The 26944-nt window shown below is 68.4% G+C and carries 21 protein-coding genes and 1 riboswitch; of the genes, 5 read left to right on the top strand and 16 right to left on the bottom strand.

Annotation, left to right across the window (positions count from 1 at the left end):
* Positions 1-2: 2 nt before the first annotated feature.
* The 6 genes from Q8S30_RS04215 to Q8S30_RS04190 all read right to left on the bottom strand — a co-directional run bounded on the left by Q8S30_RS04215 (position 3) and on the right by Q8S30_RS04190 (position 8445).
* On the bottom strand, positions 3-920 hold the full coding sequence (locus tag Q8S30_RS04215; protein WP_305664790.1) for a dihydroneopterin aldolase: 918 nt from the start codon (positions 918-920) through the stop codon (positions 3-5).
* A gap of 97 nt (positions 921-1017) precedes the next feature.
* Complete coding sequence (locus Q8S30_RS04210; RefSeq protein WP_305664789.1) at positions 1018-1824, bottom strand: cell wall hydrolase; 807 nt, start codon at positions 1822-1824, stop codon at positions 1018-1020.
* A gap of 185 nt (positions 1825-2009) precedes the next feature.
* On the bottom strand, positions 2010-4580 hold the full coding sequence (locus Q8S30_RS04205) for a putative PEP-binding protein (protein WP_305664788.1): 2571 nt from the start codon (positions 4578-4580) through the stop codon (positions 2010-2012).
* A gap of 175 nt (positions 4581-4755) precedes the next feature.
* Positions 4756-7047 carry a glycine--tRNA ligase subunit beta gene (gene glyS, locus Q8S30_RS04200; RefSeq protein ID WP_305664787.1) on the bottom strand — a complete coding sequence of 764 codons (2292 nt, stop codon included), beginning with the start codon at positions 7045-7047 and terminating at the stop codon, positions 4756-4758.
* Between the two features lies 1 nt (position 7048).
* Complete coding sequence (locus Q8S30_RS04195; protein WP_305664786.1) at positions 7049-7525, bottom strand: DUF6446 family protein; 477 nt, start codon at positions 7523-7525, stop codon at positions 7049-7051.
* On the bottom strand, positions 7522-8445 hold the full coding sequence (locus Q8S30_RS04190) for a glycine--tRNA ligase subunit alpha (protein ID WP_305664785.1): 924 nt from the start codon (positions 8443-8445) through the stop codon (positions 7522-7524). The genes Q8S30_RS04195 and Q8S30_RS04190 overlap by 4 nt, the downstream gene beginning before the upstream one ends.
* A gap of 207 nt (positions 8446-8652) precedes the next feature.
* Between Q8S30_RS04190 and Q8S30_RS04185 the strand changes: the two genes are divergently transcribed.
* The gene (locus Q8S30_RS04185) at positions 8653-10479 is read left to right on the top strand and encodes a serine protease (protein ID WP_305664784.1); all 1827 of its coding nucleotides are present in this window, start codon (positions 8653-8655) and stop codon (positions 10477-10479) included.
* 170 nt (positions 10480-10649) lie between these two features.
* Here the strand turns inward: Q8S30_RS04185 and Q8S30_RS04180 are convergent, their stop codons facing one another.
* From Q8S30_RS04180 to metZ, 5 genes are all read right to left on the bottom strand, one after another.
* Complete coding sequence (locus Q8S30_RS04180) at positions 10650-12098, bottom strand: TrkH family potassium uptake protein (protein WP_305664783.1); 1449 nt, start codon at positions 12096-12098, stop codon at positions 10650-10652.
* A 137-nt stretch (positions 12099-12235) separates the two neighbouring features.
* Entirely contained in the window at positions 12236-13684 is a 1449-nt protein-coding gene (locus Q8S30_RS04175) for a TrkH family potassium uptake protein (RefSeq protein WP_305664782.1), read from the bottom strand.
* Positions 13685-14004: 320 nt separating this feature from the next.
* Complete coding sequence (folE2, locus tag Q8S30_RS04170) at positions 14005-15105, bottom strand: GTP cyclohydrolase FolE2 (RefSeq protein ID WP_305664781.1); 1101 nt, start codon at positions 15103-15105, stop codon at positions 14005-14007.
* 135 nt (positions 15106-15240) lie between these two features.
* The gene (locus Q8S30_RS04165) at positions 15241-15702 is read right to left on the bottom strand and encodes a GNAT family N-acetyltransferase (protein WP_305664780.1); all 462 of its coding nucleotides are present in this window, start codon (positions 15700-15702) and stop codon (positions 15241-15243) included.
* Positions 15702-16877 carry an O-succinylhomoserine sulfhydrylase gene (metZ, locus tag Q8S30_RS04160; protein WP_371135440.1) on the bottom strand — a complete coding sequence of 392 codons (1176 nt, stop codon included), beginning with the start codon at positions 16875-16877 and terminating at the stop codon, positions 15702-15704. Before metZ ends, Q8S30_RS04165 begins: the two co-directional genes overlap by 1 nt.
* Before the next feature lie 49 nt (positions 16878-16926).
* Positions 16927-17004, bottom strand: a riboswitch (SAM riboswitch).
* 348 nt (positions 17005-17352) lie between these two features.
* Here metZ and Q8S30_RS04155 point away from each other — a divergent pair.
* Positions 17353-18315, top strand: coding sequence for a hypothetical protein (locus Q8S30_RS04155; RefSeq protein WP_305664779.1), 963 nt, complete (start codon positions 17353-17355; stop codon positions 18313-18315).
* An 87-nt stretch (positions 18316-18402) separates the two neighbouring features.
* Positions 18403-19107, top strand: a complete 705-nt coding sequence (locus tag Q8S30_RS04150) for a glutathione S-transferase N-terminal domain-containing protein (protein ID WP_305664778.1) — start codon at positions 18403-18405, stop codon at positions 19105-19107.
* Position 19108: 1 nt separating this feature from the next.
* On the opposite strand, the gene hisC is transcribed toward Q8S30_RS04150, so the two are convergent.
* From hisC to ftsY, 4 genes are all read right to left on the bottom strand, one after another.
* Complete coding sequence (gene hisC, locus Q8S30_RS04145) at positions 19109-20185, bottom strand: histidinol-phosphate transaminase (protein ID WP_305664777.1); 1077 nt, start codon at positions 20183-20185, stop codon at positions 19109-19111.
* Positions 20186-20208: 23 nt separating this feature from the next.
* Entirely contained in the window at positions 20209-20874 is a 666-nt protein-coding gene (locus tag Q8S30_RS04140; RefSeq protein ID WP_305664776.1) for an inner membrane-spanning protein YciB, read from the bottom strand.
* Positions 20875-20883: 9 nt separating this feature from the next.
* Entirely contained in the window at positions 20884-21780 is an 897-nt protein-coding gene (locus Q8S30_RS04135; protein ID WP_305664775.1) for an EamA family transporter, read from the bottom strand.
* A gap of 136 nt (positions 21781-21916) precedes the next feature.
* Positions 21917-22915 carry a signal recognition particle-docking protein FtsY gene (gene ftsY / locus Q8S30_RS04130; protein WP_305665657.1) on the bottom strand — a complete coding sequence of 333 codons (999 nt, stop codon included), beginning with the start codon at positions 22913-22915 and terminating at the stop codon, positions 21917-21919.
* Between the two features lie 473 nt (positions 22916-23388).
* On the opposite strand from ftsY, the gene Q8S30_RS04125 reads away from it, so the two are divergent.
* Positions 23389-23793 (top strand): hypothetical protein, encoded by a 405-nt coding sequence (locus tag Q8S30_RS04125; protein WP_305664774.1) that lies wholly within the window; start codon positions 23389-23391, stop codon positions 23791-23793.
* Here Q8S30_RS04125 and xseA read toward each other — a convergent pair whose 3' ends face one another.
* Entirely contained in the window at positions 23794-25419 is a 1626-nt protein-coding gene (gene xseA / locus Q8S30_RS04120) for an exodeoxyribonuclease VII large subunit (protein ID WP_305664773.1), read from the bottom strand.
* A gap of 103 nt (positions 25420-25522) precedes the next feature.
* On the opposite strand from xseA, the gene purD reads away from it, so the two are divergent.
* A complete protein-coding gene (gene purD / locus Q8S30_RS04115; RefSeq protein WP_305664772.1) occupies positions 25523-26785 on the top strand; it encodes a phosphoribosylamine--glycine ligase in 1263 nt (420 codons plus the stop codon).
* Positions 26786-26944: the final 159 nt, after the last annotated feature.

Below are 26944 nucleotides of genomic sequence, written 5' to 3'. Positions count from 1 at the left end.
GGTCAGGCGGGCACCCTCGTCACCGGCACGCGGCTTCCTGCCGGAACCGAAACATCGCCGTGAACGTCCAGCGCATCGGCCGCCAGCATCTCTGCCAGCCACAGCGCCAGCGCCACCGCATCGCGGGCGGGCGCCTTCGGCCCATCCACCGTGTCCAGCACGATCTTCGACGGGGCCCAGACGATCATCTGCCGGTGCTTCATCGCCCAGTCGATTTCGGTCCGCGTCGCCACCACCACGCAGCGCCGGTCGCGCGCCGCCAGCACCCAGGCATTCTGCTCGATGGCCAGCAGGTCGATGCGCCGCTGCGTCGGCCCGTGGTTCGAGGCGGGGGGCGGCAGATCCGCAGGCCCAACGGTCAGGATCACCGGCTGGCCGCCCGCCTCCAGCGCATCGAGCCGCGCGGCGAGGCCCTCAGCGGCGATGGCGGCATTGGACAGGAACACCACCCGCGGATGCAGCGCGCCCTCGGTCCCGTCGGCATGGGTCGCGCGCAAAGGCACAGCGGCACGAGAGCGCACGATCTCCACCCCAAGCGCGCCGGGGCCGCGGTCCAGCTTCTCGATCCGCACGAAGACACGCATCGCCTGCGGGGCGGTCAGGATGCGCTCGGCCACCCGCTCGGCCAGTGTTTCCAGCAGGTTGAGCCGCTCGGCGGCGAGTTCGGCCTGAATGGAGTCGGTCAGGTGGTCATAGGACAGGATCCGGTCCACATCATCGGCCAAGGGCGTTTGCTGCGGGCGCACCTCCACCACCAGATTGAAGCGCAGGCGTTGCGTATGGCCACGCTCCTGCTGGAAGGCGCCGATATCGGCCTCCACGATATGATCGCGTACGCTGATCCGGTCGCGCGGATCGGCACCGGCCGAGGCTTCGGCGCGCTCTTCGGGATGGGCGAAGGCCAGGCGGATATCGGTCATGTCGGGGCCCTCGGTCAGGTTCGGCCGGGATCATAGCGCCGCGGCCGGCAGGCGAAAGCCCGAAGGCGTCACCCGGCGGCCAGCAGCGACCCCGGGATCAGTCCTGCTTGGTACGGGCGCTTTGGCGCAGCGGCGCCGAGGCCGTCGCAATCTGTGTCGGCGCAGCGGAGGCCACCCGCAGCGGCTGGCGATAGAAGATGTGCGAGCCGATCTTGGCGGTGCGGGTAAAGCTGCGCGCCCATTTCGGGTTCACGGCGGGGGTGTGGAAATGGGTGGCCCCCTGCGTCAGCTCGCGCGGCGCGCCATCCAGCATCGCCCGTGCGATCCGCCCGGCCACGTCCCAGGCGCGGCGGTCGCCGATGGTCTCGGGCTTGCCGTCGCAGACAAAGGAGAACTGGCAGCCGCCATTGCCGGCCTGATTGACCACACCGCAGATGCTGTTCGGATAGGCAGAGGTTTCGACCCGGTTCAGGATCACTTCGGCGACGGCGGCCTGCCCGTGCAGGCTCTCGCCGCGCGCCTCGAAATAAAGCGCGGTGGCGAGGCAGCGGAACTGCTGGTCGCCCTTAGGGGCTGGCTGCGCGGCCAGCCACATCGGATCGGTCACGCGCGGCGCGCCCGTCGCAGCATTGCGCGCGGCGGCGCGGGTCGGCGCATTGGTGGAGGCGGCGGCGGCGAAGAGCGGGCGTTTGGCCGTCTTCTGCGGCTCTGCGACCAGACCGGCCAGCCTCGAACCCTCAACCAGGGCAAGGCCGGCGCGTTCCTGGCCCAGAAGCTGGACAAGGCGGGCATCGATAGGGGCGGTCGGGTCGTTCGACTGGCTCACACTGACTTCGGCCGAAAGGCCGCTGGAGAGGGCGATAGTCAGGGCCGAGGCCCCCGCCCAGGTCTTCAGCACATTCATCAAATGGGTTCCTGGTATTGCCAAAATGCTGCGGCCGCGAAGGCCACAGCATCGGGGACATAGCCGAAAAACCGGTTTTGGTCCACGCGAACGAGAAAAATGGGCGATAAACCGCCGACAAGCGGTTTTTCAGCCTCTGCGCGCCCGATCCGAATCAGGCCCCTGCCGCACTAGGGATAGCGGTCCTAGCGGCGATTTCCAGCGGTATTCTGCGGTCTGGCCCGATCCAGCAGCGCAAAATGCGCCGCCGCCAGCCGCGCAACCGGAACGCGATAAGGCGAGCACGAAACATAGTCGAATCCCGCCGCCCGGCAGAAGGAAATCGATTCGGGATTGCCGCCATGCTCGCCGCAGATCGACACGGTCAGATCGGGCCGCGTCTCGCGCCCCCGCTTGGCGCCGATCAGCAGCAGCTCCCCCACCCCGTCCTCATCGAGCATGTGGAACGGATCCTCGCGGTAGACCCCCTGGCTGACATAGGATCCCATGAACCGCCCCGCATCGTCGCGCGACAGGCCATAGGTCATCTGCGTCAGGTCATTCGTGCCGAAGGACAAAAACGCCGAGTGCTGCGCGATTTCCCCCGCGCGCAGCGCCGCCCGCGGCGTTTCCACCATCACCCCCAGCCGGTAGTCGAAATCCGCTCCGGTCTCATTCCGAACCGCCGCCGCCACCGCATCGGTGCGGGTCTTCACGATCTCGACCTCGCGCTTGGCCGACACCAGCGGGATCATGATTTCCGGCACCACCGCCGCCCCGCGCCGGCTTGCCTCCACCGTCGCCTCAAAGATCGCGCGGGTCTGCATGTCGTAGATCTCGGGCACGGTGATCCCCAGCCGCACCCCCCGCATCCCCAGCATCGGGTTGAACTCGGTCAGCGCCTCGACCCGCCGCGTCACTTCCGACAGCGGCCGGTCCAGCGCCTCGGCCAGCTCGCGCATCCCCTCGCGGTCATGCGGCAGGAACTCGTGCAAGGGCGGGTCGAACAGGCGGATGCAGACCGGCAGCCCGGCCATGATGTCGAACAGCGCAATGAAATCCGCGCGCTGCATCGGCAGCAGCCGTTCCAGCGCCACCCGCCGGTCCTCGCCGGTATCGGCAAAGATCATCTCGCGCATCACCGTCAGGCGGTCTTCGTCAAAGAACATGTGCTCGGTGCGGCAAAGCCCGATCCCCTCCGCCTCGAACATCCGCGCGGTGCGGGCATCGTCGGGCGTGTCGGCATTGGCGCGGATGCCGATGTCGCGCACATTGTCGGCCCATCGCAGCAGCGTGCGGAACCCGTCATCGAGCGCGGGTTCCAGCATCGCCGGGCTGCCCGCCAGCACCTCGCCGGTGGTGCCATCCACCGTCAGCGTGTCGCCCTCGCGGAATACCCTGCCATCCGCGGCGGTCAGCGTCCGCTCCCGCCCGTTCAGCCGGATGTCCGAGGCGCCGACGATGGCCGGCAGCCCCAGCCCGCGGGCGATCACCGCCGCATGGCTGGTCATCCCGCCCCGCTCCGTCAGCACCGCGACCGACGCATGCATCCCGCGAATGTCCTCGGGCGCCGTCTCGCGCCGCACCAGGATACAGGGCTCGTCCCGCGCGGCACTGGCCTGCGCGGCCGCAGCCGTAAACACGATCCTGCCGGTGGCCGCGCCGGGGCTGGCGGCAATGCCGCGGCCCACGCGGTCGCGCGGCACCCGCGGATCGACCTGGAAGTGCAGAAGATCCGACAGCGCCCGCGGCTCCACCCGCAGCAGCGCATCCTCGCGGCTGATGATCCCGTCATTGGCCATCGCCACCGCGATCCGCACCGCGGCGCGCGAGGACCGCTGTACCCTCAGCGCGTCGATCACCTTCACCGCGCCATTCTCGATGGCAAACTCGATCTGCATCTCCTCGCGCAGCCGCTCACGGCAGGCGCGGCCGTGGCGCAGCAGTTCCGCAAACAGCTCGGGCGCTACATCCTCCAGCGCCGGGCCGCGCGGGTCGGCGACCAGATACAGCGTCTCCTCGGACACGCCGCCATCCGCCCGCGGTCCCTGCTCCTGCCCGCGAAAGCGCCCGGTGATCTGCGGCGCGCCGGTCACGCCATCGACGAACTGGATGGTGCCAGACCCCGACAGCCCCGGCCCGATGGCCTGCACCATGCCCTGCACCACAAGCCCAAGCGCGGCTTCCGTCGGCGCGCCCTTGGCGGCGCGCAGCAGCCGCGCAGTGGTGCCTTCCCAGGCGCGGGCCATGCTGCGCAGCACCTCGGCCAGTTGCCTTGCGGGGTCCTGCGGGAAGGGCTCGTCCGTCTCCGCCTCATAGGCCGCCAGAGCCGCCTTCAGCGCGCCGGCCGCAGGCGGGGCGGAGAACATGTCAGGGTCCAGCCGCGCCACATGCAGCGCAAAGGCCTGCACGAAGCGCAGATACAGCGCATCCGCCGCCTCGGCCCCATGCGTTTCCGTCAGCGCGGCATGGCGCTCGGCGTTCATGCCGACGTTCAGCACCGTCCCCGGCCCGCCCCAGGCCGGGTTCTCGGGCGAGGGCCGGATCGACACCAGCGAGGCAGAGCCGAACAGCGCCATCAGCTTCGCGGTGTCCGGCATCTGCCCCGCGGCAATCGCGCGCACGCTGTCGCAGGGCAGCGCCACCGTCGGCGGCACCGGCAGGTCGAGCCGGATCAGCCGCTGCAGGCATTTCGCCCGCCAGCCATGCCGCGCGGTGCTGACATCGGCCGAAGGCTCGATCAGCGTGAACTCTGCGAAATCGGCGTGTTTCTGCACTGCGGCGAACTCCTGTTGGCCGCAGCATACGCCGCTTCCGATTCTCCGCAAGTGGGCCAAAGGGCTAATCCAGCCGCCTGTTGCCGCCAAACATGGCAGTTACGCAACGTCTGCACGATTTTCCTGCGATATATCAGCCGTTTCGCAGGAAAATCGCCGGATCGGCGCTTTGCCCCTAGCCTTCGATCTTGTTCAGGTCCGCGACCGAAAGGCAGATGGCGCGGATCCGGCTCAGCAGGTTCAGCCGGTTACGCCGCACCACAGCATTCTCGGAATTGACCTGCACCGCGGTGAAGAAGGCATCAATGGGGGCGCGCAACCCCGCCATCGCCGCCATCGCCGCGCCGAAATCCTCGGCCTTCATCGCCGGGGCGATCACCGCCTCGGCCCCGTCGAGCGCCGCGAACAGCGCGCGTTCCTCATCGGCCTCGGCGAACTTCACCTCGGCCCCGAACGAATACTCCACCCCGTCCTTGGCCTCGGCCTGCGCAAGGATATTCGCCGCCCGCTTGAAGCCCTGCAGCAGGTTGGCGCCATCCTCGGTCTTGAGGAAGGCCGCCAGCGCCTCGGCCCGCTTGACCAGCAGCGTCAGGTCATCATTGCCGGGCATGGCGAGGCAGGCGTCGATGATGTCATGGCGGATGCCTTGGTCACGGAGGAAGACCTTGAGGCGGTCGTGGAAGAAGGCGAGGAGGTCTTCGACAAGTGTTTCCAACTTCGCCGTAGAGGTAAGGTCAGCTTCGTCAGGATACTCTGCAATGCGGTACTGAGCTCTAGAAAGGTGAAACAGGCCACCCTCTAGGGTCTCCCGAACGAACGCTCTGCCGGAAAACTCGCCATCTTGGGTGCTGTAGAAGCTCAAGAAAACCGAGTCCGCTGGATTATTTGGGTTTCCAGCCTGATAAAATGCAGAGAGCCCGCGAGCCCGCATTTCCGCTAGGTTTACTATTGCCGCTTCAAGTTGGGCCCTCAGCGGGATTTTTCTGCTGCTTCCAAGCACCAACCGGATCACCCCCAAGGCCGCCCGGCGCAGCGCGTAGGGGTCCTTGCTCCCGGTCGGCTTCTCGTCGATCGCCCAGAAGCCGGTCAGCGTATCGAGCTTGTCGGCCAGCGCCACCGCCACCGAAACCGGGTCGCTCGGCACCGCGTCGGACGGCCCCAGCGGCTGGTAATGCGCCTTGCAGGCCAGCGCGACCTCCTCCGGCAGCCCCGCGGCGCGGGCGTAGTAGCTGCCCATCAGCCCCTGAAGCTCGGGGAACTCCCCCACCATCGCCGATTGCAGGTCGGCCTTCGCCACCCGCGCCGCTTCGGCGGCAAGATCGGGCGAGGCACCAACCAGCGGCGCGATCTCGCGCGCCAGTGCTTCGATGCGGGCAATGCGGTCGGCCTGCGACCCGAGTTTGTTGTGGAAGGTCACATTGGCAAGGCCCGCGGCCATACCTTCGAGTCCTTTGTGAAGAACGGCCCGCAAGTCATTCTCCCAAAAGAACTTTGCGTCACTCAGCCTGGCGCGCAGAACCTTGCCGTTCCCGTGCAGGATCGTCGCCCCGTCATCCGCCGTCTCGCGGTTCGCCACCGTCACGAACCGCTCGATCCGGCCCGACTTTGGGTTGCGGACCGAGAAGAATTTCTGGTGTTCCTTCATCGAGGTTTGCAGCACCTCGGGCGGAAGCCCCAGAAATTCCTCACCAATCTGGCCCATCAGCACCACCGGCCATTCCACCAGCCCGGCGATCTCGGCCAGCAGCGCGCGGTCCTCGACCACTTCCAGCCCGGCAGCAAAGGCACCGCTGGTCGCGTCGGCCCAGATATGCGCCTCGCGTTCGGACTGGTCCAGCACCACGAAGGCGCGCTTTAACTTCGCCGCGTAATCCTCGAAATTCGTTACAGAAAACCGCGCCGGCGCCATGAAGCGGTGCCCCTGCGTCGTGTTCCCTGCCACGATCCCGTCCACGGTCAGCGGAACCACCTCCGCCCCCGCCTCATCGGTCAGGATGCAGAGGATCCCGTGCAGCGGGCGCACCCAACGCAAGCTGCCCTCGCCCCAACGCATTGATTTCGGCCAAGGAAAGCTGCGGATCGCACCTTCCAGCACCTCGGCCACGATCTCGGCGGCCTTGCGGCCCGGTTTCTCCACCACAGCGAACCAGACCTGGCCCTTCTTGTCGTCGCGCAGCTGCAGCTGGTCCTTCGTGAGCCCGGTGGAGCGCAGGAAGCCCTCCAGCGCCGCTTCGGGCGCATCCGCCTTCGGGCCCTTGCGTTCCTCACGCAGCAGCGGGCTTTCGGCCGTCAACCCCTGCACCGTCAGCGCCAGCCGCCGCGGCGTCGAGAACGCGGCGGCCCCGGCATAGGTCAGCCCGGCCTCAACCAGGCCATCGGTCACAAGTTTCTTCAGGTCGTCGCGGGCCTTAGCCTGCATCCGCGCCGGAATTTCCTCGGAGAAAAGTTCGATCAGAAGGTCTGGCATGTTACTTTTCCAAGGTCTCGTTGATCTGGTTCCAGGCATAGGCGCGGCCATCGGGGAAGATCGCCACGACCCGGTCCACGCCCGGACGGATGTTTTCTTCGGACAGGAACGCCACCGCCTCGCCGGTTTCCAGCGCCTCGCCGATCCGGTTCGCGTCGAAACACTCGAACCAACCCGGCGCGATCAGCGGGGTCGGCGTGTCATAGACGCGGTAGGTTTCCGTCAGCAGCGCAAGGCTCATGGGCGTGTGGAAGCAACCGCGATAGCGCAGGGGCGAGGTGTCGGCGTCGATCCCCTCGAAGCTGTCGGCCAGGATCGGTTCGGGCTCGCCGCTGGAAACCGAGGTCAGCCGCAGCTCCGCCCCCGGCGCTGTGGCCGGGATCGGCTGGTAGTAACCATAGACTTGGAGGTAGTAGAGCACCGCGCCCGCGCCCAATGCCGTCAGCACGACGAAACTCCCGACAATCTTGCCATTCACGCCGCGACCTCGCTGGTTGCGCCGCCGGCTTCGGTGGTGACGAAGGCGTCGGCGCATTTCTTGGCCAGCGCCCGGACGCGGCCGATATAGGCCTGGCGCTCGGTGACGGAAATCACGCCCCGGGCATCGAGCAGGTTGAACAGGTGGCTGGCCTTGATGCACTGGTCATAGGCCGGATGCGCCATGATGATGGCCCGCCCGGCGCTGTCTTCCAGAGGCGCCGCAAGGATGCGCTCGCACTCCGCCTCGGCATCCTCGAAATGGCTCAGCAGCATCGCGGTATCGGCCTGATCGAAGTTCCAGCGGCTGTATTCCTGTTCCGTCTGCCGGAACACGTCGCCGTATTTCAGCGCGATGGGGGCCTGCGGGTCGTTGTAAGGCATGTCCATGACGTGATCGATGCCAAGCACATACATCGCCAGCCGTTCCAGCCCATAGGTCAGCTCGCCCGAGACGGGGCGGCAGTCATGCCCGCCGACCTGCTGGAAATACGTGAACTGGCTGACCTCCATCCCGTCGCACCAGACTTCCCAGCCAAGGCCCCAGGCGCCGAGGGTCGGGCTTTCCCAGTCATCCTCGACAAAGCGGATGTCATGCAGGGCAAGGTCGATGCCGATGGCGGCGAGGCTGCCGAGGTACAGCTCCTGCAGGTCGGGCGGCGAGGGTTTGATGAGCACCTGGAACTGGTAGTAATGCTGCAGGCGGTTCGGGTTCTCGCCATAGCGCCCGTCGGTCGGGCGGCGCGAGGGCTGGACATAGGCCGCTGCCCAGGGCCGGGCCCCAAGCGCGCGCAGCGTGGTTGCCGGGTGGAAGGTGCCCGCCCCCACCTCCATGTCATAGGGTTGCAGCACGGCGCAGCCCTTGGCCGCCCAGTAGGTCTGCAGGCGCAGGATGATCTCCTGGAAGGAACGAGGAGCCATTTGGGTGGGGGCCGTATCTGTCATCGTCGTCTCCCGGCGGGCTGGGTCGGGCCTGCGCGGCAGTGCGGCGCAGGCGCGCGTTCTCAATAGGCAACAGGCGCGGGGCGGTCAATCAGCGCCCCGCGGGAAATTGAACTCGCGGCCTTGACCTCTCTGTTACGTTCCGGGCAGGGATTCGGGGAATAATTTCTGCGGGGTGCAGGCTGAATGAGACGTGCTGGTGTGTGGGTTTGCGTGGCGGTCACGGTGGTGGTCGCCTCGCTGGGAATGGTGCAGAGTGCGTCGGCGCAAGAGGCCTATGTGCAGATCGAGGCGCAGCCGAGCCTGCGCGCGGCGGAAGAGCGGGTGCGGGCCTATTCGGGCGTGTTCCCCGATGTGGCCGGCTTTGCGATGGATACCGGCTGGTACGCGATCGCGCTTGGCCCCTTCTCGCCAGCGGAAGCCGAACGGCGGCTTGAGGTGCTGCGCGGCGAGCGGATGATCCCGGCCGACAGCTACCTTGCCGATACCAGCCGCTTCCGCCAGCAGTTCTGGCCCGTGGGCGCGATGCTGGGGGCTGAGACGTTCCCGGGATCGGGCATCTCGCAAGGTGCCGCGCCGGAGGCCATCGCGCCACCGGTGGTGCTGGAGACGTTGCCGGAGACGACCCTGCCTGAGACCACCCTGCCCGAGATTGCAGAGCCGGTCCTGCCCGAGCCGGAGCCCGAGGAGACGCTGCAACAGGCCCGCGCCGGCGAGGCGGCACTGACCAGCGCAGAGCGGCAGCTGCTGCAGACCGCGCTGCAATGGCAAGGCTTCTACACCGCCGCCATCGACGGCGCCTTCGGCCCCGGCACCCGCGCCAGCATGGCCGCCTGGCAGGCGGCGGCGGGGCATGACGAGACCGGCGTGCTGACCAGCCGCCAACGCACCGAACTGCTGGACGGCTACCGCGCCGATCTGGCGGCGCTAGGGCTGGAGAGTGTCACCGATGCCGAGGCCGGGATCGAGGTCACGATGCCGACCGCGCTGGTGGAGTTCTCGCGCTACGAGCCGCCTTTCGTGCATTACACCGAAAAGGCCGGGTCCGGCGTGCAGGTGATCCTGGTCTCGCAGCAGGGCGATGCCTCCTCGCTGGCGGGGCTCTATGACCTTCTGCAGACGCTGGAGGCGATCCCGCTGGAGGGACCGCGGTCGCTGTCGCGGGACCGGTTTACCATCGAGGGCGTCAGCGCTTCGGTGCAGTCCTACACGCAGGTCGAACTGCGCGGCGGGCTGATCAAGGGCTTCATCCTGACATGGACACCCGCGCAGGCCGAACGGATGCCGCGGGTGGTGGAGGCGATGAAGACCTCGTTCCGCGGGATCGGCGACCGGGCGCTGGATGCCTCGCTGGGTGTGCCCTCGACCGAGAGCGGCGCTGCGCTGATGGCGGGGCTCGAGGTGCGGCGGCCGATGCTGGCGCGGTCGGGCTTCTATATCGACGCGGGCGGCACCGTGGTGACGACGGCCGAGGCGGTCGCGGGCTGCAGCCGGATCACGCTGGATGGCGGGCCGGAGGCGTCGGTGGCCTTCGTGGATGCGGCTTCGGGCGTGGCGGTGCTGCGGCCGGCGCAGCGGCTGGCGCCGCCGGCGACCGCCGAGTTCCGGTCTGCCCCCTTGCGCGCGGGCAGCGAAGTGGCGGTGGCGGGCTTCGCCTATGCAGACGTGCTGCAGGCCCCGGTGATGACCTTCGGCAGCCTTGCCGAGACGCAGGGCCTGAACGGCGAGCCGGACCTTGCGCGGCTGGCCCTGGCGGCGCTGCCCGGCGATGCCGGCGGCCCGGTGGTCGATGCCAGCGGCGCGGTGACGGGGATGCTGCTGCCGCGGGCGCACACCGATGGAAGGGTGCTGCCCGCCGATGTCAGCTTCGCGCTGAACGGCGGCGTGCTGGCGACGCTGCTGGCCGCGAACGGCTTCAGCCCGGCGCCGAGCACCGGCACAGGGGCGATGGCGGCGGAAGATCTGACGGATCACTCGCTGAAGATGACAGTGCTGGTGTCGTGCTGGGAGTGAGGTGAGGGGGGCGGGGCACGCTGCCCCTCCCGGCCCTCGGCAGTTGCCTCGGGCGTTCGGCGCTGAAAACGCTCCACTGGAGCGTTTCCTCATCCCGCCCTCCCGGCCCGATCCTTGCGAATCGTGCGTTCGCGGAGGAAACGCTCCACTGGAGCGTTTCCTCATCCCGCTCACCCCCTCCAAAACCTCGGCATCAGCAGCACGAACACCGACAGCAGCTCCAGCCGCCCCAGGAACATCCCCACAATCATCACCCACTTGGCGGCGGCGGGAAACCCGTCCATCGCCCCGGTGGAGCTCACCTCCGGCCCCCAGGCGGGCCCGACATTGGCGATGGAGGTCCAGGCGGCGGTGATGGCGGTCTGGCTGGACAGCCCTGTCAAGGACAGCGCCACGATCAGCACGCCGAAGGTGACCATGAACAGCGTGAAGAAGGCCATCACCGAGCTGATCACGTCCTCATCCACCACCCGCCCATCGAGACGGATCGGCTGAACCCGGTGCGGGCTGTGCAACCGGCGGATCTGCGCGCGGATCGCGCCCAAAAGTATCAGCCAACGAAACACCTTGATCGAGCAGACGGTCGAGGACGAGCACCCCCCGACCAGCCCCAGCATCACCAGCACCACCAGCGTCATATGCCCCCAGGTGGTGACATCGCCCGAGGCAAAGCCGGTGCCGGTCATCACCGAGATCACGTTGAAACTGGTCTCGCGCACCACGTCGACAAAGGCCAGATCATGGCGGATCAGCCGGTAGGCGACCAGCACCGCCACCGCATAGGCGATCCAGCGAATGAAGGCGCGCACCTGCACATCGCGGAAGATCGGCCCGCCCTGCCCTTGCGCCAGCTGCACGTAGCGGATGAAGGGCAGCGAGGCGAGGATCATGAACACCGAGGCCGCAACCTCGGAGGCATCGGGCAGCGCGGTGAAGCTGGCGTCATAGGAGGAGAACCCGCCGGTCGAAACGGTGGTCAGCGTATGCATCACCGCATCGAACGGGGACAGCCCAAGCAGCGCATAGGCCGAGGCACAGGCAATGGTCAGCGCCAGATAGACGCGGATCAGCGCCGAGGAAATGTCCATCGCCCGCGGCAGGATCTTGCCAAGCGTGTCGAAACCTTCCGAGCGGAAGAACTGCATCCCGCCGACCTTCATGATCGGCAGGAAGATCATCGCCACGATGACGATGCCGAGCCCCCCCAGCCACTGCAGCAGCCCCCGCCAGAGGTTGGCCCCCAGCGGCAGATCGTCAAGCCCCACGATCACGGTGGCGCCGGTGGTGGTCACGCCCGACATCGCCTCGAAATAGGCATCGGTGAACCCGAGGCCGGGCGCCCCCAGCATCAGGGGCAGCGTGCCGAACAGCGGCACCATCAGCCAGATCCCCGAGGTCAGCACGAAGCTCTGATGCAGGGTCAGTGCCCGCCGCTCCTGGCTGCGGCAAGCGAGTGCCAGAAAGCCGCCCGCCGCGCCGGTGATGATCGCGCTTTCCAGAAAGGCGAACCAATGCGGGTCGTCCTGGCTGAGATCCACCACCATCGGGATCAGCATCACCGCCGCCAGCGTGGTGATCAGCAGACCGATGATATATCCGACGGGGCGCAGGTCGATCATCCCGCAGGCTTGGCCGCAGCGCGCCGGGGTGTCAAGCCGTCCCCCTTCCCCCTCTTCTTTGCTGAAATATCCCGGGGGGAGCGGCCAACGGCCGCCGGGGGGCAGCGCCCCCCGCCTTGGCCGGCCAAAGCGCGCCCCTACGACCGCCAGAACCGCGGCAGCACCAGCACGAACAGCGACAGCAGCCCCAGCCGGCCCATCAGCATCGCTACGATCATCACCCATTTCGCCGCATCGGGGAAATCGACGAAGGTGCCGGTGCGCGCCACCATCGGGCCAAAGCCATAGCCGATATTGCCGATCGACGTCCAAACCCCGAACAAAGCCGATTCCATGTCGATGCCGAAGAAGGTCAGCAGCACGGTCAACACGCCAAGGGTGACCACATAGCCGTAGATATACATCACCAGCGCGTTCAACGTGTCCTCGTCGACGCTGCGCCCGTCATACTTGACCAGCGCCACCCGGTGCGGGGCGTGCAGACGGCGGATCTGCGCCACCACCACCTGCCCCATCAGCTGCACCCGGAACACGCTCAGCCCCGCGGCGCTGGAGCCGGAACAGGCGCCGATGATGCCGATCCAGAACGCCACGGCCATCATGTACGATCCCCAGCCGGGGAAGCTGCCCGAGAAGAACCCGGTCGAGGAGATGATCGAGACGAGGTTGAACAGCGCCTCGCGGAAGGCGGGCTCCGGCGCCATGTCGCTGGTCGCGATGCGCCAGAGCGTGACGGAGCCTACCGCGTAGCAGATCCAGCGCAGATAGGCGCGCACCTGCGGGTCGCGCCAGAGCGGGCGGGCAGAGCCGTTCACCAGCTGCACATAGCGGATATAGGGCAGGCTGCCGAGGATCATGAACAGCGCCCCGGCATACTCGCCCGCGCCCTGATACTTGTTGAACGAGGTATCCGAGGGCGAAAAGCCCCCCGTGGCGATGCTCGCCATCGCGTGGACGGCCGCATCGAGCGGCGTCATGCCGATCAGCAGGTAGACGCCGAGGCAGGCAACCGTCAGCCCGGCATAGACCTGCGCCAGCGAGCGGGCAATGTCGGCGGCCCGCGGCAGGATCTTGCCAAGCGTGTCGAAGCCTTCGGTGCGGAAGAACTGCATGCCGCCGACGCGCATCACCGGCAAGAAGATCATGGCGAGGAAGGCGATGCCGAGCCCGCCTGTCCAGTTCAGCATCCCGCGCCAGAGGTTGAGGCCGGGGGGGAAGTCATCGAGGCCCACGAACACTGTCGAGCCGGTGGTTGTGATGCCCGACACCGCCTCGAAATAGGCATCGGTGAAGCCGGCCCTCGGGCCCCCCAGCATGAAGGGCAGCGCGCCGAACAGCGGCAGGAAGGCCCAGATGCCGACAGTGACGAGGAAGGCCTGGCGCAGGGTCAGGCTGCGGCCGAGGGCGTTGTAGTTGGTCAGCGCAAGGAACACGCCGGCCGAGCCGCTGATGAAGGCGCTTTCGAGGAAGGCCCACCAGTTGGGGTTCCCGGCCGCTGCGTCCACCAGCAACGGCACGGCCATCAGCGCGCCGAGCACCGCAAGCATGAGGCCGATGATATAGCCCACGGGGCGAAGGTCGAGCATGATGGCGCGAGCCTTTGCCGCAGTGCAGCCCGCTGTCAAGATGGGGGCGGCAGTGCGGACCCTAACCATCGGCCATTCGCGGCGTGATCTGCGGGCCCGGGCCCCCGGCGCGATCAGGTGACTTGCCAGTGGCAAGTCACCTGCGACGGTTGCCCGAAGGCGCAAGCCGCAGGGCAAGGGGGTTGCGGCTTGGCCCCACTGTTCCAATTCTGATGGGTCCGCCCCGGTTGGCACGCATGTGCCCGCCAAGGGGGGCGGGCACATCAGAATTTCGTCAACGGCCGAAATCCTGGAAGGCAAACGTCACGGCCCTTTGAGGCTCACCCCGCCTTGTGCAGCGACGCAAACAGGCGCGGATCGAGGCTTTCGGTGGCAAAGGTCGGCCCTTCCGTCAGCACGCTGACCGCATCATGGCTGTGCAGCGATTCCTGATGGCTGGCGATCACCCTGAAATCCCCCACCCGCAGCTCGGCCAGCAGCCCCCCGGCAAAGCTGCGCGCGGCATCTTCCACAAAGATCGGGTTGGCGGCGTTCAGCTCGGCAAAGGCCTGTTCATCCTCGCGCTTGACCATCACCTGCGTTTCGGTCGGCACCGCGGCGCGGGCGATGTCGATCAGATCCTCGAACCACAGGAGCTGGCTGCCCACCACCTCGACCGAGATCCGCGCGACGGAGCGCTGCGAATGCGGGGTGGCCAGCTGGCCGCGGGTGCTGCGGGCATGTTCCGACAGCTCCAGCGAGCAGGGGCAGGTCGAGGAATAGACGTAATCGAGATGCACGATGCGCTTGCGCACCCCCGCCGTCTCGACCAGCTCCAGCGCGAGGTCGTAATACTGCCAGCCGCTGAGGCCCGAGCGGAGCGCCTGAACCCGCACCGGGAAGGAGAACCGCATCTGGATGCGGGCGTCGAAGCTTTCAAGGTCGTTCTTGTAGTCATCGAGCGCGGCTTCCATCACCGCGAAGCTGAAGGTGCGCTCGGCATGGGCATAGAAGGAGCGCATGATGCGGCTCATGTTGATGCCCTTCTTGTCGGCCTCGAGGCTGACGGTACCGGTGACGCTGGTTTCCAGCGTCAGCCCTTCCCCGCCGCCACGGGTGTGGTATCGGATCGGCAGGCGGAAGTTGGAAATCCCCACATGCTGGATCTGCGCCCGGGCGCCGACGATCAGGCTGGCGGGGCCGTTCTGCAGGTCCGGCAGGCCGGCCTTGTAGGCGGCATCGGCGATGAAATCGGCGGGATAGGCGCGCGACAGGTCCGGGTAGGCGGTCGCCACATAGCCCGGGATCAGCCGCGCCAGCGCCGGGTCGAGCGTCGCGATCTCGGCTTCGGTGGCGGTGGCCGCCCACCGGCGCAGCAGCGCCAGCGCATCGGCCGCCTCATCCCGCGAGGGATCCCGTTCGATCAGGCTCTGGATATTCATGGGTCGCGTCCTTGCGGTTCCGGCGGACTTTCGCTGCCCGCCTTCAATGTCATCAGGCTACGGGGCACAGGCTGCCACGGATCACATCTAGGCATTTCGGGCGCGTCCGGCAACAGGTCCGCCAAGGTGGCGCGGTCAGAAGCGGAGGCTCATGCGGAAATTCTCGATCCGCACGCCATTGCGCTCCACTTCTTGGGCGGCATCCAGCGTCCAGCCGTTGCGCAAGAAGAAGGGGCGCGCCATGCGGCTGGCCTCGGTCTTCAGGCCCGGCATGGGGCGACCCCGCGCCTCGTCCAGCACCGCAGCCAGCAGGGCATCGGCAAGGCCACGGCCGCGCCAGTCCGGGGCGACGAAGGCGAGGTCCAGAAGGCCATCCGCCGCGAGGGACATGAAGCCACAGGGGATGCCTTCATCCTCGGCCACCACGGTCCAGAGGTCGGCGAGCCGCTCGTCCCAGACCTCGGCCGTGGGGCGCTCCGGCGCCCAGGCCTGCAGCGCCTCGGCCGGGTATTTCGGCGCGGCGCCGATGCGGACCGCGTCGAAGAATATCCCAGCCAGCGCCCCGGCATCCTGCGGATCGTAGGGGCGCAGATGCATCAGGTGGCGTCCAGCGCCCGCATCACGTCGGCGATCAGGTCGCGGCCATCCTCGATCCCCAGCGAAAGGCGGATCAGGCCGGGGGTGATGCCGAGAAGGGTTTTTTGATCCTCGGGCAGGCGCTGATGCGTCGTGGTCGCGGGATGGGTGGCGATGGATTTGGCATCGCCAAGGTTGTTGGAAATCTTGATGATCTCGAGCGCGTTGAGGAAGCGGAAGGCGGCATCGCGCCCGCCCGCCACATCGAAGGTCACGATGGTGCCGCCCGAGCCCATCTGCGCCATGGCAATGGCGTGCTGGGGGTGGGCGGGCAGTCCCGGGAAGATCACAGAGCTGAGCTTCGGATGCCCCTCCAGCGCCTCGGCCAGCGCCTGCGCATTGGCGGCCTGGGCGCGCACCCGCAGGTCCAGCGTCTGCATCCCCGACAGCATGATCCAGGCGTTGAACGGGCTCATCGCCGCGCCGGTATGCTTGAGATAGGGCTCTGCCACGCCGCGGATGAAGTCGCGCGTGCCGCAGATCACCCCGCCAAGGGCGCGGCCGCTGCCGTCGATATGCTTGGTGGCCGAGTAGACGACCACATCGGCGCCGAGCGCCACCGCCTGCGAGAAGACCGGGGTGGCGAAGACGTTGTCCACCACGACGAGCGCGCCGTGGGCATGGGCGATCTCCGCCACGCCAGCGATGTCGATCACCTCCAGCGTCGGGTTCGACACCGATTCAAGGAACACCGCCTTGGTGCCGGCGCGGACATGGGCGCGCCAGGCGTCCAGATCCAACCCGTCGATCAGCGTGACCTCGACCCCGAATTTCGCGAGCAGTTCCAGCACATAGAGGCAGGAGCCGAACAGCGCCCGCGCCGCGACGACATGGTCGCCCGGCCGCAGGAAGGAAAACAGCGCGCCATTCACCGCCGCCATGCCACTGGCGGTGGCAAAGGCATCCTCGGTGCCCTCGATCGCGGCGATCCGCTCCTCGAACATCCGCGTGGTGGGGTTGCCGTAGCGGGCATAGATGAACTCGTCATCGCCGCAAGCGACGAACCGCGCCTCGGCCTGTTCGGCGCTGTCATAGGCGAAGCCCTGGGTCAGGAACATCGCCTCGGCCATCTCGCCATATTGGCTGCGGCGGGTGCCGCTGTGGACGAGTTTGGTGCGGGTGTTCCAGTCGGTCATCAGCCGATCCTCCGGCAAAGAAAAGCCCCCGGCCCTCAAGGGGGCGGGGGCGCGGGGGCCTCCGTCCACTTTAGCGGATTGTTTAACGTGGCCCGCAATCGGGGGACAAATCGCCACGGTCGTTCGCGGGAGTTACCGCGCGTGGGAGGCCGCGTCAAGGGCGGGGCCAAGCCGGGGGCCAGCCCCCCAGCCCACCGCCCCCGGCGGTGGGCGTTCGTCGCGGAAACGCTCCACTGGAGCGTTTCCTGATGCTCCTCACCCCGGGATATTTGGGCCAAAACGAATGGCGGGTTGGGCTCGGGGGCCAAGGCGGGGGCGCTGCCCCCGGACCCCCGGGATATTTCTGCCAGCAAGAAGGGGGAAGGCGCGCCTTGGACGGCAGGCCGGGGGCGCCGTCACGGTGCTGTAACGCAGCATTCACTCAGGTGTCGCAGGTTGGGGCTACACGGATACCAGATCTTGTGGAGGCTGCGGGATGGCCCTCGTCCAGGTGAATGTGCAGGAGGCCTCGCTTGTCCCGGCGGACGCCGCTGCCGGGCCTGTCGAGATGCAGCTTGCCGCAGCCCTGGCCGCCCTGCGCCCCGGCGCGCCGGTGGTGGTGATGATCCACGGCTTCCGCTTTTCCCCCAGCGTGGACCGGCACAGCCCGCATCGGCATATCCTGTCGCTCGACCCCTCGCCCGACTTCGGCAAGGCGGTGTCCTGGCCGCGGCATCTGGGCTTTGGCCGGGGCGAGCCGTCGGAGGGGCTGGCGATTGCCTTTGGCTGGGAAGCGCGCGGCACGATCTGGCGGGCCTGGCAGGCGGCGCCGCGGGCGGGGGCCGGGCTGGCGGCGCTGGTGGCGCTGATCCGGCGGCTGGATCCGCAGCGCCCGGTGGATGTGGTGGCGCATTCGCTGGGGGCGCGGGTGGTGCTGGCGGCGCTGCCGCTGCTGAACGCGGGCGATATCGGCCGGGCGGTGCTGCTGGCGGCGGCGGAGTTGCAGGCGACGGCGGCGGCGGCGATGGACAGCCCGGCGGGGCGCGCCGCCGAGGTGATGAATGTCACCACGCGCGAGAATGACCTTTTCGACTTCGGGCTGGAACTGCTGGTGGCGGGCGGGGTGCGGCGGGGCCTTGGCCACGGGTTGCCGCAGCCGCGCGCCAACTGGGTCGATCTGCAGCTGGACCATGAAGGCGCGCCCGAGGCGCTGGCGGGGCTTGGCTTCCGCATCACCGGCCCCGGCGCCTATATCTGCCATTGGAGCGCCTATCGGAGGCCGGGGGTGTTCGCGCTCTACCGCGCCTTCCTGTTCGACCGGGGGGCGACGACCCCTGCCCGTCTGCGCGCCGCGCTGGCGCTGCCGCTGGCCCCGCGCTGGTCGCGGCTGCTGCCGCGGCGCCGCGGACTTGGGCTGCCCGTTGGGCTGCGGCTGCCCTGGCTGCGGCCGCAGGCCTGACGCCGGCGTAGGCACACATGACTGCTGTCATCTTGCCACCGGCGTGAAATGCGCCATCCTGTCCGCCGCGCAACAAGAGAGATGCCCATGACCGCCCCCATCGACCTTTACTACTGGCCCACCCCCAACGGCTGGAAGATCAGCATCGCGCTGGAGGAGATGGGGCTGCCCTATGCCGTGCATCTGGTGAATATCGGCAAGGGCGAGCAATTCGCGCCCGACTTCCTGAAGATCGCGCCCAACAACCGGATGCCGGCGATCGTGGACCCGGAGGGGCCGGACGGCGCGCCGGTCTCTATCTTCGAATCGGGCGCGATCCTGCAATACCTCGCCCGCAAGACCGGGCAGTTCTGCGGGCCGAGCGAGCGCGACCGGATCGCGGTGGACCAGTGGCTGATGTGGCAGATGGGCGGCCTCGGCCCGATGGCCGGGCAAGCGCACCATTTCCTGAAATACGCCCCGGCGATGGATCCGCCCAATGACCTGCCCTATGCCAAGGACCGCTACCGGGCCGAGGTAGCCCGGCTTTACGGCGTGCTCGACCGGCAACTGGCCAAGGCGGAGTTCGTGGCGGGGGATTTCCTGTCGATTGCCGATTTCGCGATCTGGCCCTGGGCCGTGCTCTGGGAAGGCCAGCAGCAGAGCCTGGAGGACAAGCCGAACCTGGCGCGCTGGCTGGACGCGGTTGGGGCCCGTCCTGCGGTGCAGCGGGGCCGGGCCGTGGCGGTGGAGAAGCGGAGCGACGCAGCCAAGGACAAGCAGGCACAGGCGGTGCTGTTCAAGCGGGGGTGAGTCAGGCGCGCCCCGTGATATCGCCGGTCGCCTGCAGCAGGGCGTCGCAATCCTGCGCGGTGCCGACCGTGATGCGCAGCCAGTTGCGGATCCGGGGCGCCGTGAAGTGGCGCACGAGGAGTCCGCGCGTGCGCAGATCCGCCAGAAGGGTCTCGGCGGGGATGGTTTCGTGCGAGGCGAAGAGGAAGTTGGCCGCCGAGGGCAGCACGCGGAAGCCCTGCCCTGCCAGACCGTCCGTCAGCCGCGCCCGGTCTGCCATGACCTGCTGGCGCGTCTGCTCGAACCACGCGGCGTCCTCCCAGGCCGCCAGGGCCCCAGTCTGTGCGAGCCGGCCGAGCGGGTAGGAGTTGAAGCTGTCCTTGACACGGCGCAGCCCCTCGATCAGCGACGGCTGGCCGAGGGCGAAGCCGACGCGCAGGCCGGCGAGGCTGCGGGATTTGGAGAAGGTCTGCACTACCAGAAGGTTGCCAAACTCCGCCACCAGCCCCGCCGCGCTGTCCGCGCCGAAATCGACATAGGCTTCGTCGATGAGGACGAGGGTGTCCGGGTTCTGCGTCAGGATCTGGCGGATGGCGGCAAGCGGCAGGGCGATGCCGGTGGGCGCGTTGGGGTTGGCGATGACGATGCCGCCGCAGGGGGCACTGCCGTGGCCCTTCCAGTCGGCGGGGTCGGTGCGGAAGTCGGCATCCAGCGGGATCTCGCGGTTCTCGATGCCGTAGAGGGCGCAATAGCTGCGGTAGAAGCTGTAGGTGACATCTGGGAGGAGGATGGGGCCCTTGCCGCTGAAGACGGCGTGGAAGGCATGGGCCAGAACCTCGTCGGAGCCGTTGCCGAGGAAGACATTGTCCGGGGAAAGCCCGAATCTGGCGCCAATGGCCCGCGCGAGGTCGGCGGCAGCGGGGTCGGGGTAGAGGCGCAGCCCGTCATCTGTCGCGGCGCGGATCGCCTGTAATGCCAGCGGCGATGGGCCGTAGGGGTTCTCATTGGTGTTGAGTTTGACAAAGGCCCCGCCCCGCGGCTGTTCGCCGGGCGTGTAGGGGACCAGCTTTTGGGCCACCGGGCTCCAGAATCTGCTCATGTCTTGCGCCCCGCCCTGGCCCTTCAGTCGCCCTTGCCGTCTTCGGGCAGCGCGTGTTCCTGCATCAGCTTGCTCTGCGCCATGAAGAAGCCGAACATCGCCAGCGTCAGGCCGAAGGTCTTGAAGTTGACCCAGGCCTGATCGGACATGGTGCGCCAGATCGCCTCGTTCGCAATAGCCAGCGCCAGGAAGAACAGCGCGAGGCGCCGGGTCAGGATCAGCCAGCCTTGCGGGGTCAGCGGCATCACCTCTTCCATCACCAGCGCGAGGTAGGATTTGCCGCGCAGGAGGCCGAAGCCGAGGGTGGCGGCGAAGAGGATGTAGATCATCGTCGGCTTCATCTTGAAGAACCGCTCATCGTTCAGCCAGACCGAGAGGCCGCCGAAGACCACGACCAGCACCAGCGTCGCCACCTGCATCGGCGCGAGGCGCCCCGTCAGGCGCCAGAGGATCCCGGTGCAGATGACCATCAGCACGATGAAGCCCGCGGTGGCGAGGATGAAGCCGCCATATTCGGTGCCGCCGACGGTGAAGGTCGCGTCCTTCAGCCGCCCGAAGGCCACAAAGAAGGCGACCACAGGCCCCAGTTCCAGCCCCAGCTTCAGCCAGGGGCTGATCTTGCGGCCCTTGGGCTTTGCGCCCTGCAGTTCTGCAGCGGCGCGCCCGCCTGCGATCTCCTCGTCGGTCATCCTCGTCTCCTAGCCTGCCATTTTCACGATCACCGCGCCCGCCGCGATCAGCGCCATCAGGCCTGTGCGCCGCAGCCCCACCACCTCACCCAGCACCAGCCAGCCGATCAGCGCCGCGAAGACAGTCGATGTCTCTCGCAATACCGCTGCCTCGCCCACCTTGTCGAGCCGGGTGGCCAGCATGATCGACCCAAAGCTGAGATAGGCCACCACAGCGCCGAGGGCACCCCGTTTGATCAGGGCGCTGCGATCCGCGGCGGGAAGCCGCCCGATCCGCCGCGCAAAGACCAGCGGCAGCGCCAGCCCGTCGATCAGGAAGAACCAGACGAGGAAGGTGAACGGGTCGGCGCTGGCCCGGATGCCATAGGCATCGTAGGTGGTGTAGAGCGCGACGAAGCCGCCGGTCGCCACCGCAAACCCGAGTGCCGGCACCAGCGTCTCGCGGTCCACGGTGATGGTGCGCAGGTTGTAGGCGGCAAGGCCGAAGATCCCGGCCAGCAGCACGCCCACCCCGGCCCATTGACCGGGCGTGAAGTGCTCGCCGAAGATCAGCCCGGCGCCAATCACCGCGAACAGCGGGCCGGTGCCGCGGACGACAGGGTAGACGACGGTATAGGCGCCGCGGGTATAGGTCATCGCCTGCAGGATCTTGTAGAGGATGTGGATGACCCAGGCGCCGGCGAAGATCGGCCACATATGCGGCTCGGGCCAGGGGACCAGCGGGATCATGGCGAGGGCGTAGAGCACCACGAATGTGTCGATGGACGCGCGGCTGAGCCAGGGATCGTGGCGGCCCTTCTGGAGCGCGCCGAAGACGGCGTGCAGCACGGCGGCCGCCAGCGCGAGGATCAGCGCCGCCTGAGCGCCGGCCGGGGTGCCTTCGAGGGAGATGATCCAGTTGCTCATGGCTGGGGGCCGTGGCGCTTCTGGCCCGCCACGGGGGCTTTGCGCCCCCGCACCCCCTCAGGATATTTGGAAAAGGCAAAGGGCGAAGGGGCGCCTTGGCGCCAGAGCGGCAGGCTGGTCGCGGCGGGCATTGGCGTCAGAGGCCGACCAGCGCGCGGGCGAAGTCATCCGGGTCGAAGGGCTGCAGGTCGTCGATCTGCTCGCCCACGCCGATGGCATGGATCGGCAGGCCGAACCTGTCGGCCAGCGCCACCAGCACTCCGCCCTTGGCGGTGCCGTCGAGCTTGGTCATCACCAGGCCGGAGACATCGGCCAGCTTGCGGAACACCTCGACCTGCAGCAGCGCGTTCTGGCCGGTGGTGGCGTCGAGCACGAGCAGGGTGTTGTGCGGCGCCTCGGGGTCCTTCTTGCGGATGACGCGGACGATCTTGGACAGTTCCTCCATCAGGTCGGCGCGGTTCTGCAGGCGCCCGGCAGTGTCGATCATCAGCAGGTCGGCGCCGGTTTCCTGCGCCTTGGTCATCGCATCGAAAGCGAGGCTGGCCGGGTCCGATCCTTCAGGCGCGGTCAGCACCGGCACGCCGGCCCGGTCGCCCCAGACCTGCAACTGTTCGACGGCGGCGGCGCGGAAGGTGTCGCCCGCGGCGATCACCACCGATTTGCCGGCGGCGCGGAACTGGCTGGCGAGCTTGCCGATGGTAGTGGTCTTGCCCGAGCCGTTGACGCCGACGATCAGCACCACCTGCGGTCGCTTGGGATAGATCGGCAGCGGGCGGGCCACGGGTTCCATGATCCTTGCGATCTCGGCGGCAAGGGCAGTCTTGATCTCGGGCGTCGACATCTTGCGGCCCATCCGCCCCTCGGCGAGATTGGCAGTGACGCGCAGCGCGGTTTCGACGCCCATGTCGGAGGCGATGAGCAGCTCTTCGAGGCTTTCGAGCATCGCATCGTCGAGGACCCGGCGCGGAGCTTCGGCGGGCGCGGCTTCGGGTTTGAACAGGCGGCCGAGCAGGCCGGTGGGCGCGGGTTCTGGGGCCGGCGCCTCGGCGGCCTCCTCAACAATCGCATCCAGCCCCTCGCCGAGTTTCGAGGAGGAGCGCGTGAGCCGGTCCCTGAGCTTGTTGAAGAACGACATCGGCGCCCCCGGGGTCTGAGAGAAATGGTGCTGTCCCTCACCTAGTCGCTTCGGGCCGAGGATGGAAGGGATGGCGGCGGGTGGGATGTCGCTGTCCGACCTCTCGCGAGGCAGGACGAAGATGCCGCTGAGCGCCCCGCCTGCCCCGCTCTCCTTGGCGAAGGCGATGGTCTTCGCCACGCGGTAACTTTTCAGCTTGCACGGGTCGGGCCTTAAAGGCCCGGCCAGCGCCCGCCCCACCCCTGCGGGCGCTGGCCTCATTCGGTCTTGGATTGCCAGCGGCTCCGGGAAAACCGTCCCGCACGGACGAGGCGAGGTAGTGCCTCGCCTTTTTCCGCGCGAACCGACTGCCAGTCTTGTGGAAGGGACCGTCGGAAGGACCAGCCCACGCTGACAGGTCTGTGAACCTGCGGCACTGGCGAAGCGCGGCGGCATCTGGCAGGCTCTGGCCAGATCGCCGCAGGAGTTTCCCCATGTTCCGCCTCGCCCCCTTCGCTGCACTGGCACTCCTCGCCACCGCGGCCAGCGCCGATCCCGGTACGCCGCTGACGGCGGAGGAGTTCGATGCCCTGTCGCGCGGCCGGACGCTGACCTATGCGGCGGGCGGGCAGGTTTACGGGATCGAGCAGTATCTGCCGGGGCGCAAGGTGCGGTGGGCCTTTCTGGGCGACATCTGCAAGGAAGGCAGCTGGTTTCCCGATGGCGAGCATATCTGCTTTGCCTATGACGGGCTGCCGGACCTGCAATGCTGGACCTTCTATGACACGCCGGGCGGGCTGAGCGCGCAGTTCCGCGGCGATCCGGCCGGCGAGCCGCTGGTGGCGGTCGAGGACAGCCCCGAGCCGCTCGGCTGCGCCGGGCCGGATGTGGGCGTGTAATCAGAAGAGCGAGCCCTGGCCGCCATCGGCGGGGCTCCGCGGCTTGCGGGGCTTCGGGGCCGCGCCTGCGGGCTGCGGCGCGGGGCCTGCGTCCTCAGTGGCAGACGACGGGAGCGGGTGCGTCGGCAGGCGCCCGTCATGGAACTCAATCTCCAGCATGGGCGCTCCTGCGGCCGCTGCGCGGGAGGTGACAACTGTCGCGCCTGCCCGCACCACCGCATAGCCCCGCCGCAGCGTCTCGGTATATCCCAGCGTCAGCCGCATCCGGTCCAGTGCTGCCAGCCGCTCGCCGGCAGCCTGCACGCGCGCGCTGGCTGCCGTTTCCATCCGGGCCGACAGCCCGGCGAGGGTCTGCGCCTTCCGCGCCGTATCCCGCTGCGCCTCGGCCGCCGCCCGCGCCATCGCGGGGGCCAGCCGCCCCGACCAGTCGGCCAGCCGCTGCCGCGCCCGCTCCTGCCGCAACCCAAGCGCCGGGGCGAGGCGCGCCGACCAGCCCGCCAGATGCCGCCGCTCTGCCGCGATGAAGCCGGTGATGAGCCCCGGCCCCACCTTGCCCGCCAGCCGCTCGAACCCTGCCCGCCGCGCCGCCGTGGCCCCGCGCAGCGCCGGGTCGAGTTGGCCGCCGACCAGATCCAGCCGCTGCCGCGCCGGGGCGACCAGCGCCTCGGGGCGGCCAAGCGCGCGGGCGAGGTCGGTCAGCCGCTGCCGCCGCATCTGGCCGCGCTGCAAGACGGCGCGGTGCAGGCGCGCGCCCTGCTCGGCCATCAGCGCCATCAGGTCGCTGCGCACCGGCACCGCAAGCTCTGCCGCCGCCGTCGGCGTGGGCGCGCGCAGGTCGGCGGCAAAATCGATCAGCGTCGTGTCCGTCTCATGCCCCACCGCCGAGATCAGCGGGATGGTGGAGGCGGCGGCGGCACGCACCACCACCTCCTCGTTGAAGCCCCACAGATCCTCGAGGCTGCCGCCGCCCCGCGCCACGATGATCAGGTCCGGCCGCGGGATCGCGCCGCCGGGGGTCATCGCGTTGAAACCGCGGATGGCGGCCGCCACCTCGGCCGCGCATTTCTCGCCCTGCACCGCCACCGGCCAGATCAGCACCCGGCGCGGGAAGCGGTCGCGCAGGCGATGCAGGATGTCGCGGATCACCGCGCCCGAGGGCGAGGTGACGACGCCGATCACCCCCGGCAGGAACGGTATTGGCTGCTTGCGCGCGGTATCGAACAGCCCCTCGGCGGCCAGCGCGGCGCGGCGCCGCTCCAGCATCGCCATCAGCGCGCCTGCGCCCGCAGGCTCCACCTGCTCGACGATCAGCTGGTATTTCGACTGGCCGGGGAAGGTGGTCAGGCGGCCGGTGGCGATGACCTCCATCCCCTCCTCGGGGCGCACAGTCATCTTCGCCGCCTGCCCTTTCCACGAGATGGCGGCGATGACGGAGCGGTCATCCTTCAGGTCGAAGTAGAGATGCCCCGAGGCCGGGCGCGACACCCGCCCCACCTCGCCGCGCACCCGCACCAGCCCGAACTCGCCCTCGATCACCCGCTTCACCGCCCCCGACAGCTCGGACACGCTGTATTCATGGGCGTTGCCCCCGGTTTCGGGGCCGTCATCTTCGAAAAGGTCATCCATCGGCGCGCCCCGAGACTTGTGCGAGTTTCCCCCGCACCCTAGAACGCCCGCAACCGAAGGCCAAGGCACGAGCGCCAGAGTGGGCCTGACCAAGGAGGCGGCAATGAACATTCTGGTTCTGGGCGGCGGCGGGCGCGAACATGCGCTGGCCTGGGCGATCAAGCAGAACCCGAAATGCGACCGGCTGATCGTGGCCCCCGGCAACGCCGGGATCGCGCAGCTGGCCGAATGCGCGGCGCTCGATGTGCTGGACGGCGCGGCGGTGGTGGCGTTCTGCGAGGAGAACGCCGTGGATTTCGTGGTGATCGGCCCCGAGGCGCCGCTGGCGGCCGGGGTGGCCGATGCGCTGGCGGCGGCGGGGATCCTCGCCTTCGGCCCCTCGGCCGCGGCGGCGCGGCTAGAGGCGTCGAAGGCCTTCACCAAGGAGATCTGCGATGCCTGCGGCGCGCCGACGGCCGCCTATGCGCGGTTCACCCAAGCCGAGGCGGCGAAGGATTACATCCGCCGCATGGGCGCGCCGATCGTGGTCAAGGCCGATGGCCTCGCCGCCGGCAAGGGCGTGATCGTGGCGATGACCGAGGCCGAGGCGCTGGACGGCATCGACGAGATCTTCGGCGGCGCTTTCGGCGCGGCGGGGGCCGAGGTGGTGATCGAGGAGTTCATGACCGGCGAGGAAGCCAGCTTCTTCGTGCTGTGCGATGGCGAGACGGTGCTGCCCATCGGATCGGCCCAGGACCACAAGCGGGCGTTTGATGGCGATACCGGCCCCAATACCGGCGGCATGGGCGCCTATTCCCCCGCCCCGGTGCTGACGGGTGCGATTGCCGAAGCCGCTCTTGCGCAGATCGTGCGTCCGACCATCGCCGAGATGGCCCGGCGTGGCACGCCGTTCAAGGGCATTCTCTATGCCGGGCTGATGATCGAGAATGGCGCGGCGCGGCTGGTGGAATACAATGTCCGCTTCGGCGACCCGGAATGCCAGGTGCTGATGATGCGGCTTGGCGCGCAGGTGCTGGACCTGCTGCTGGCCTGCGCCGAGGGGCGGCTGGACGGGATGGCCGTGACCTGGGCCGAGGACCATGCGCTGAGCGTGGTGATGGCGACGAATGGCTACCCCGGCGACTATGCCAAGGGCAGCCAGATCCGCGGGCTGGAGGAGTTGCCGGAAACCAGCCTCGAGATGGTGTTCCACGCCGGCACTGCCGAGCGCGACGGCGGGATCGTGGCCTCGGGGGGCCGGGTGCTGAACGTCACCGCCCGTGGCGCGAGCCTGACCGAGGCGCGGGAGCGGGCTTACGGGCTGGTGGACCGCATCGACTGGCCGGGCGGCTTTTGCCGGCGCGACATCGGCTGGCGCGCGCTGTAGCGCCGGCGGCGAAGGGGTGCTTCGCGCCCCCCGTCCTGCGGACTGGCGTCCTTCGGACTCCCCCCGCGGGATATTTGGAAAAAAGCAGATCAGAAGAGCGCGCCTGATCCTCTGCTTTTTTCCAAATATCCTCGGGGGTGAATTGGCGCGAAGCGCCAA

It is taken from the genome of Frigidibacter sp., from assembly GCF_030695035.1.
GTDB lineage: Bacteria > Pseudomonadota > Alphaproteobacteria > Rhodobacterales > Rhodobacteraceae > Frigidibacter.
The sequence above is the reverse complement of the archived record's forward strand: the minus strand, read 5'-3'. Positions and strand labels throughout refer to the sequence as shown.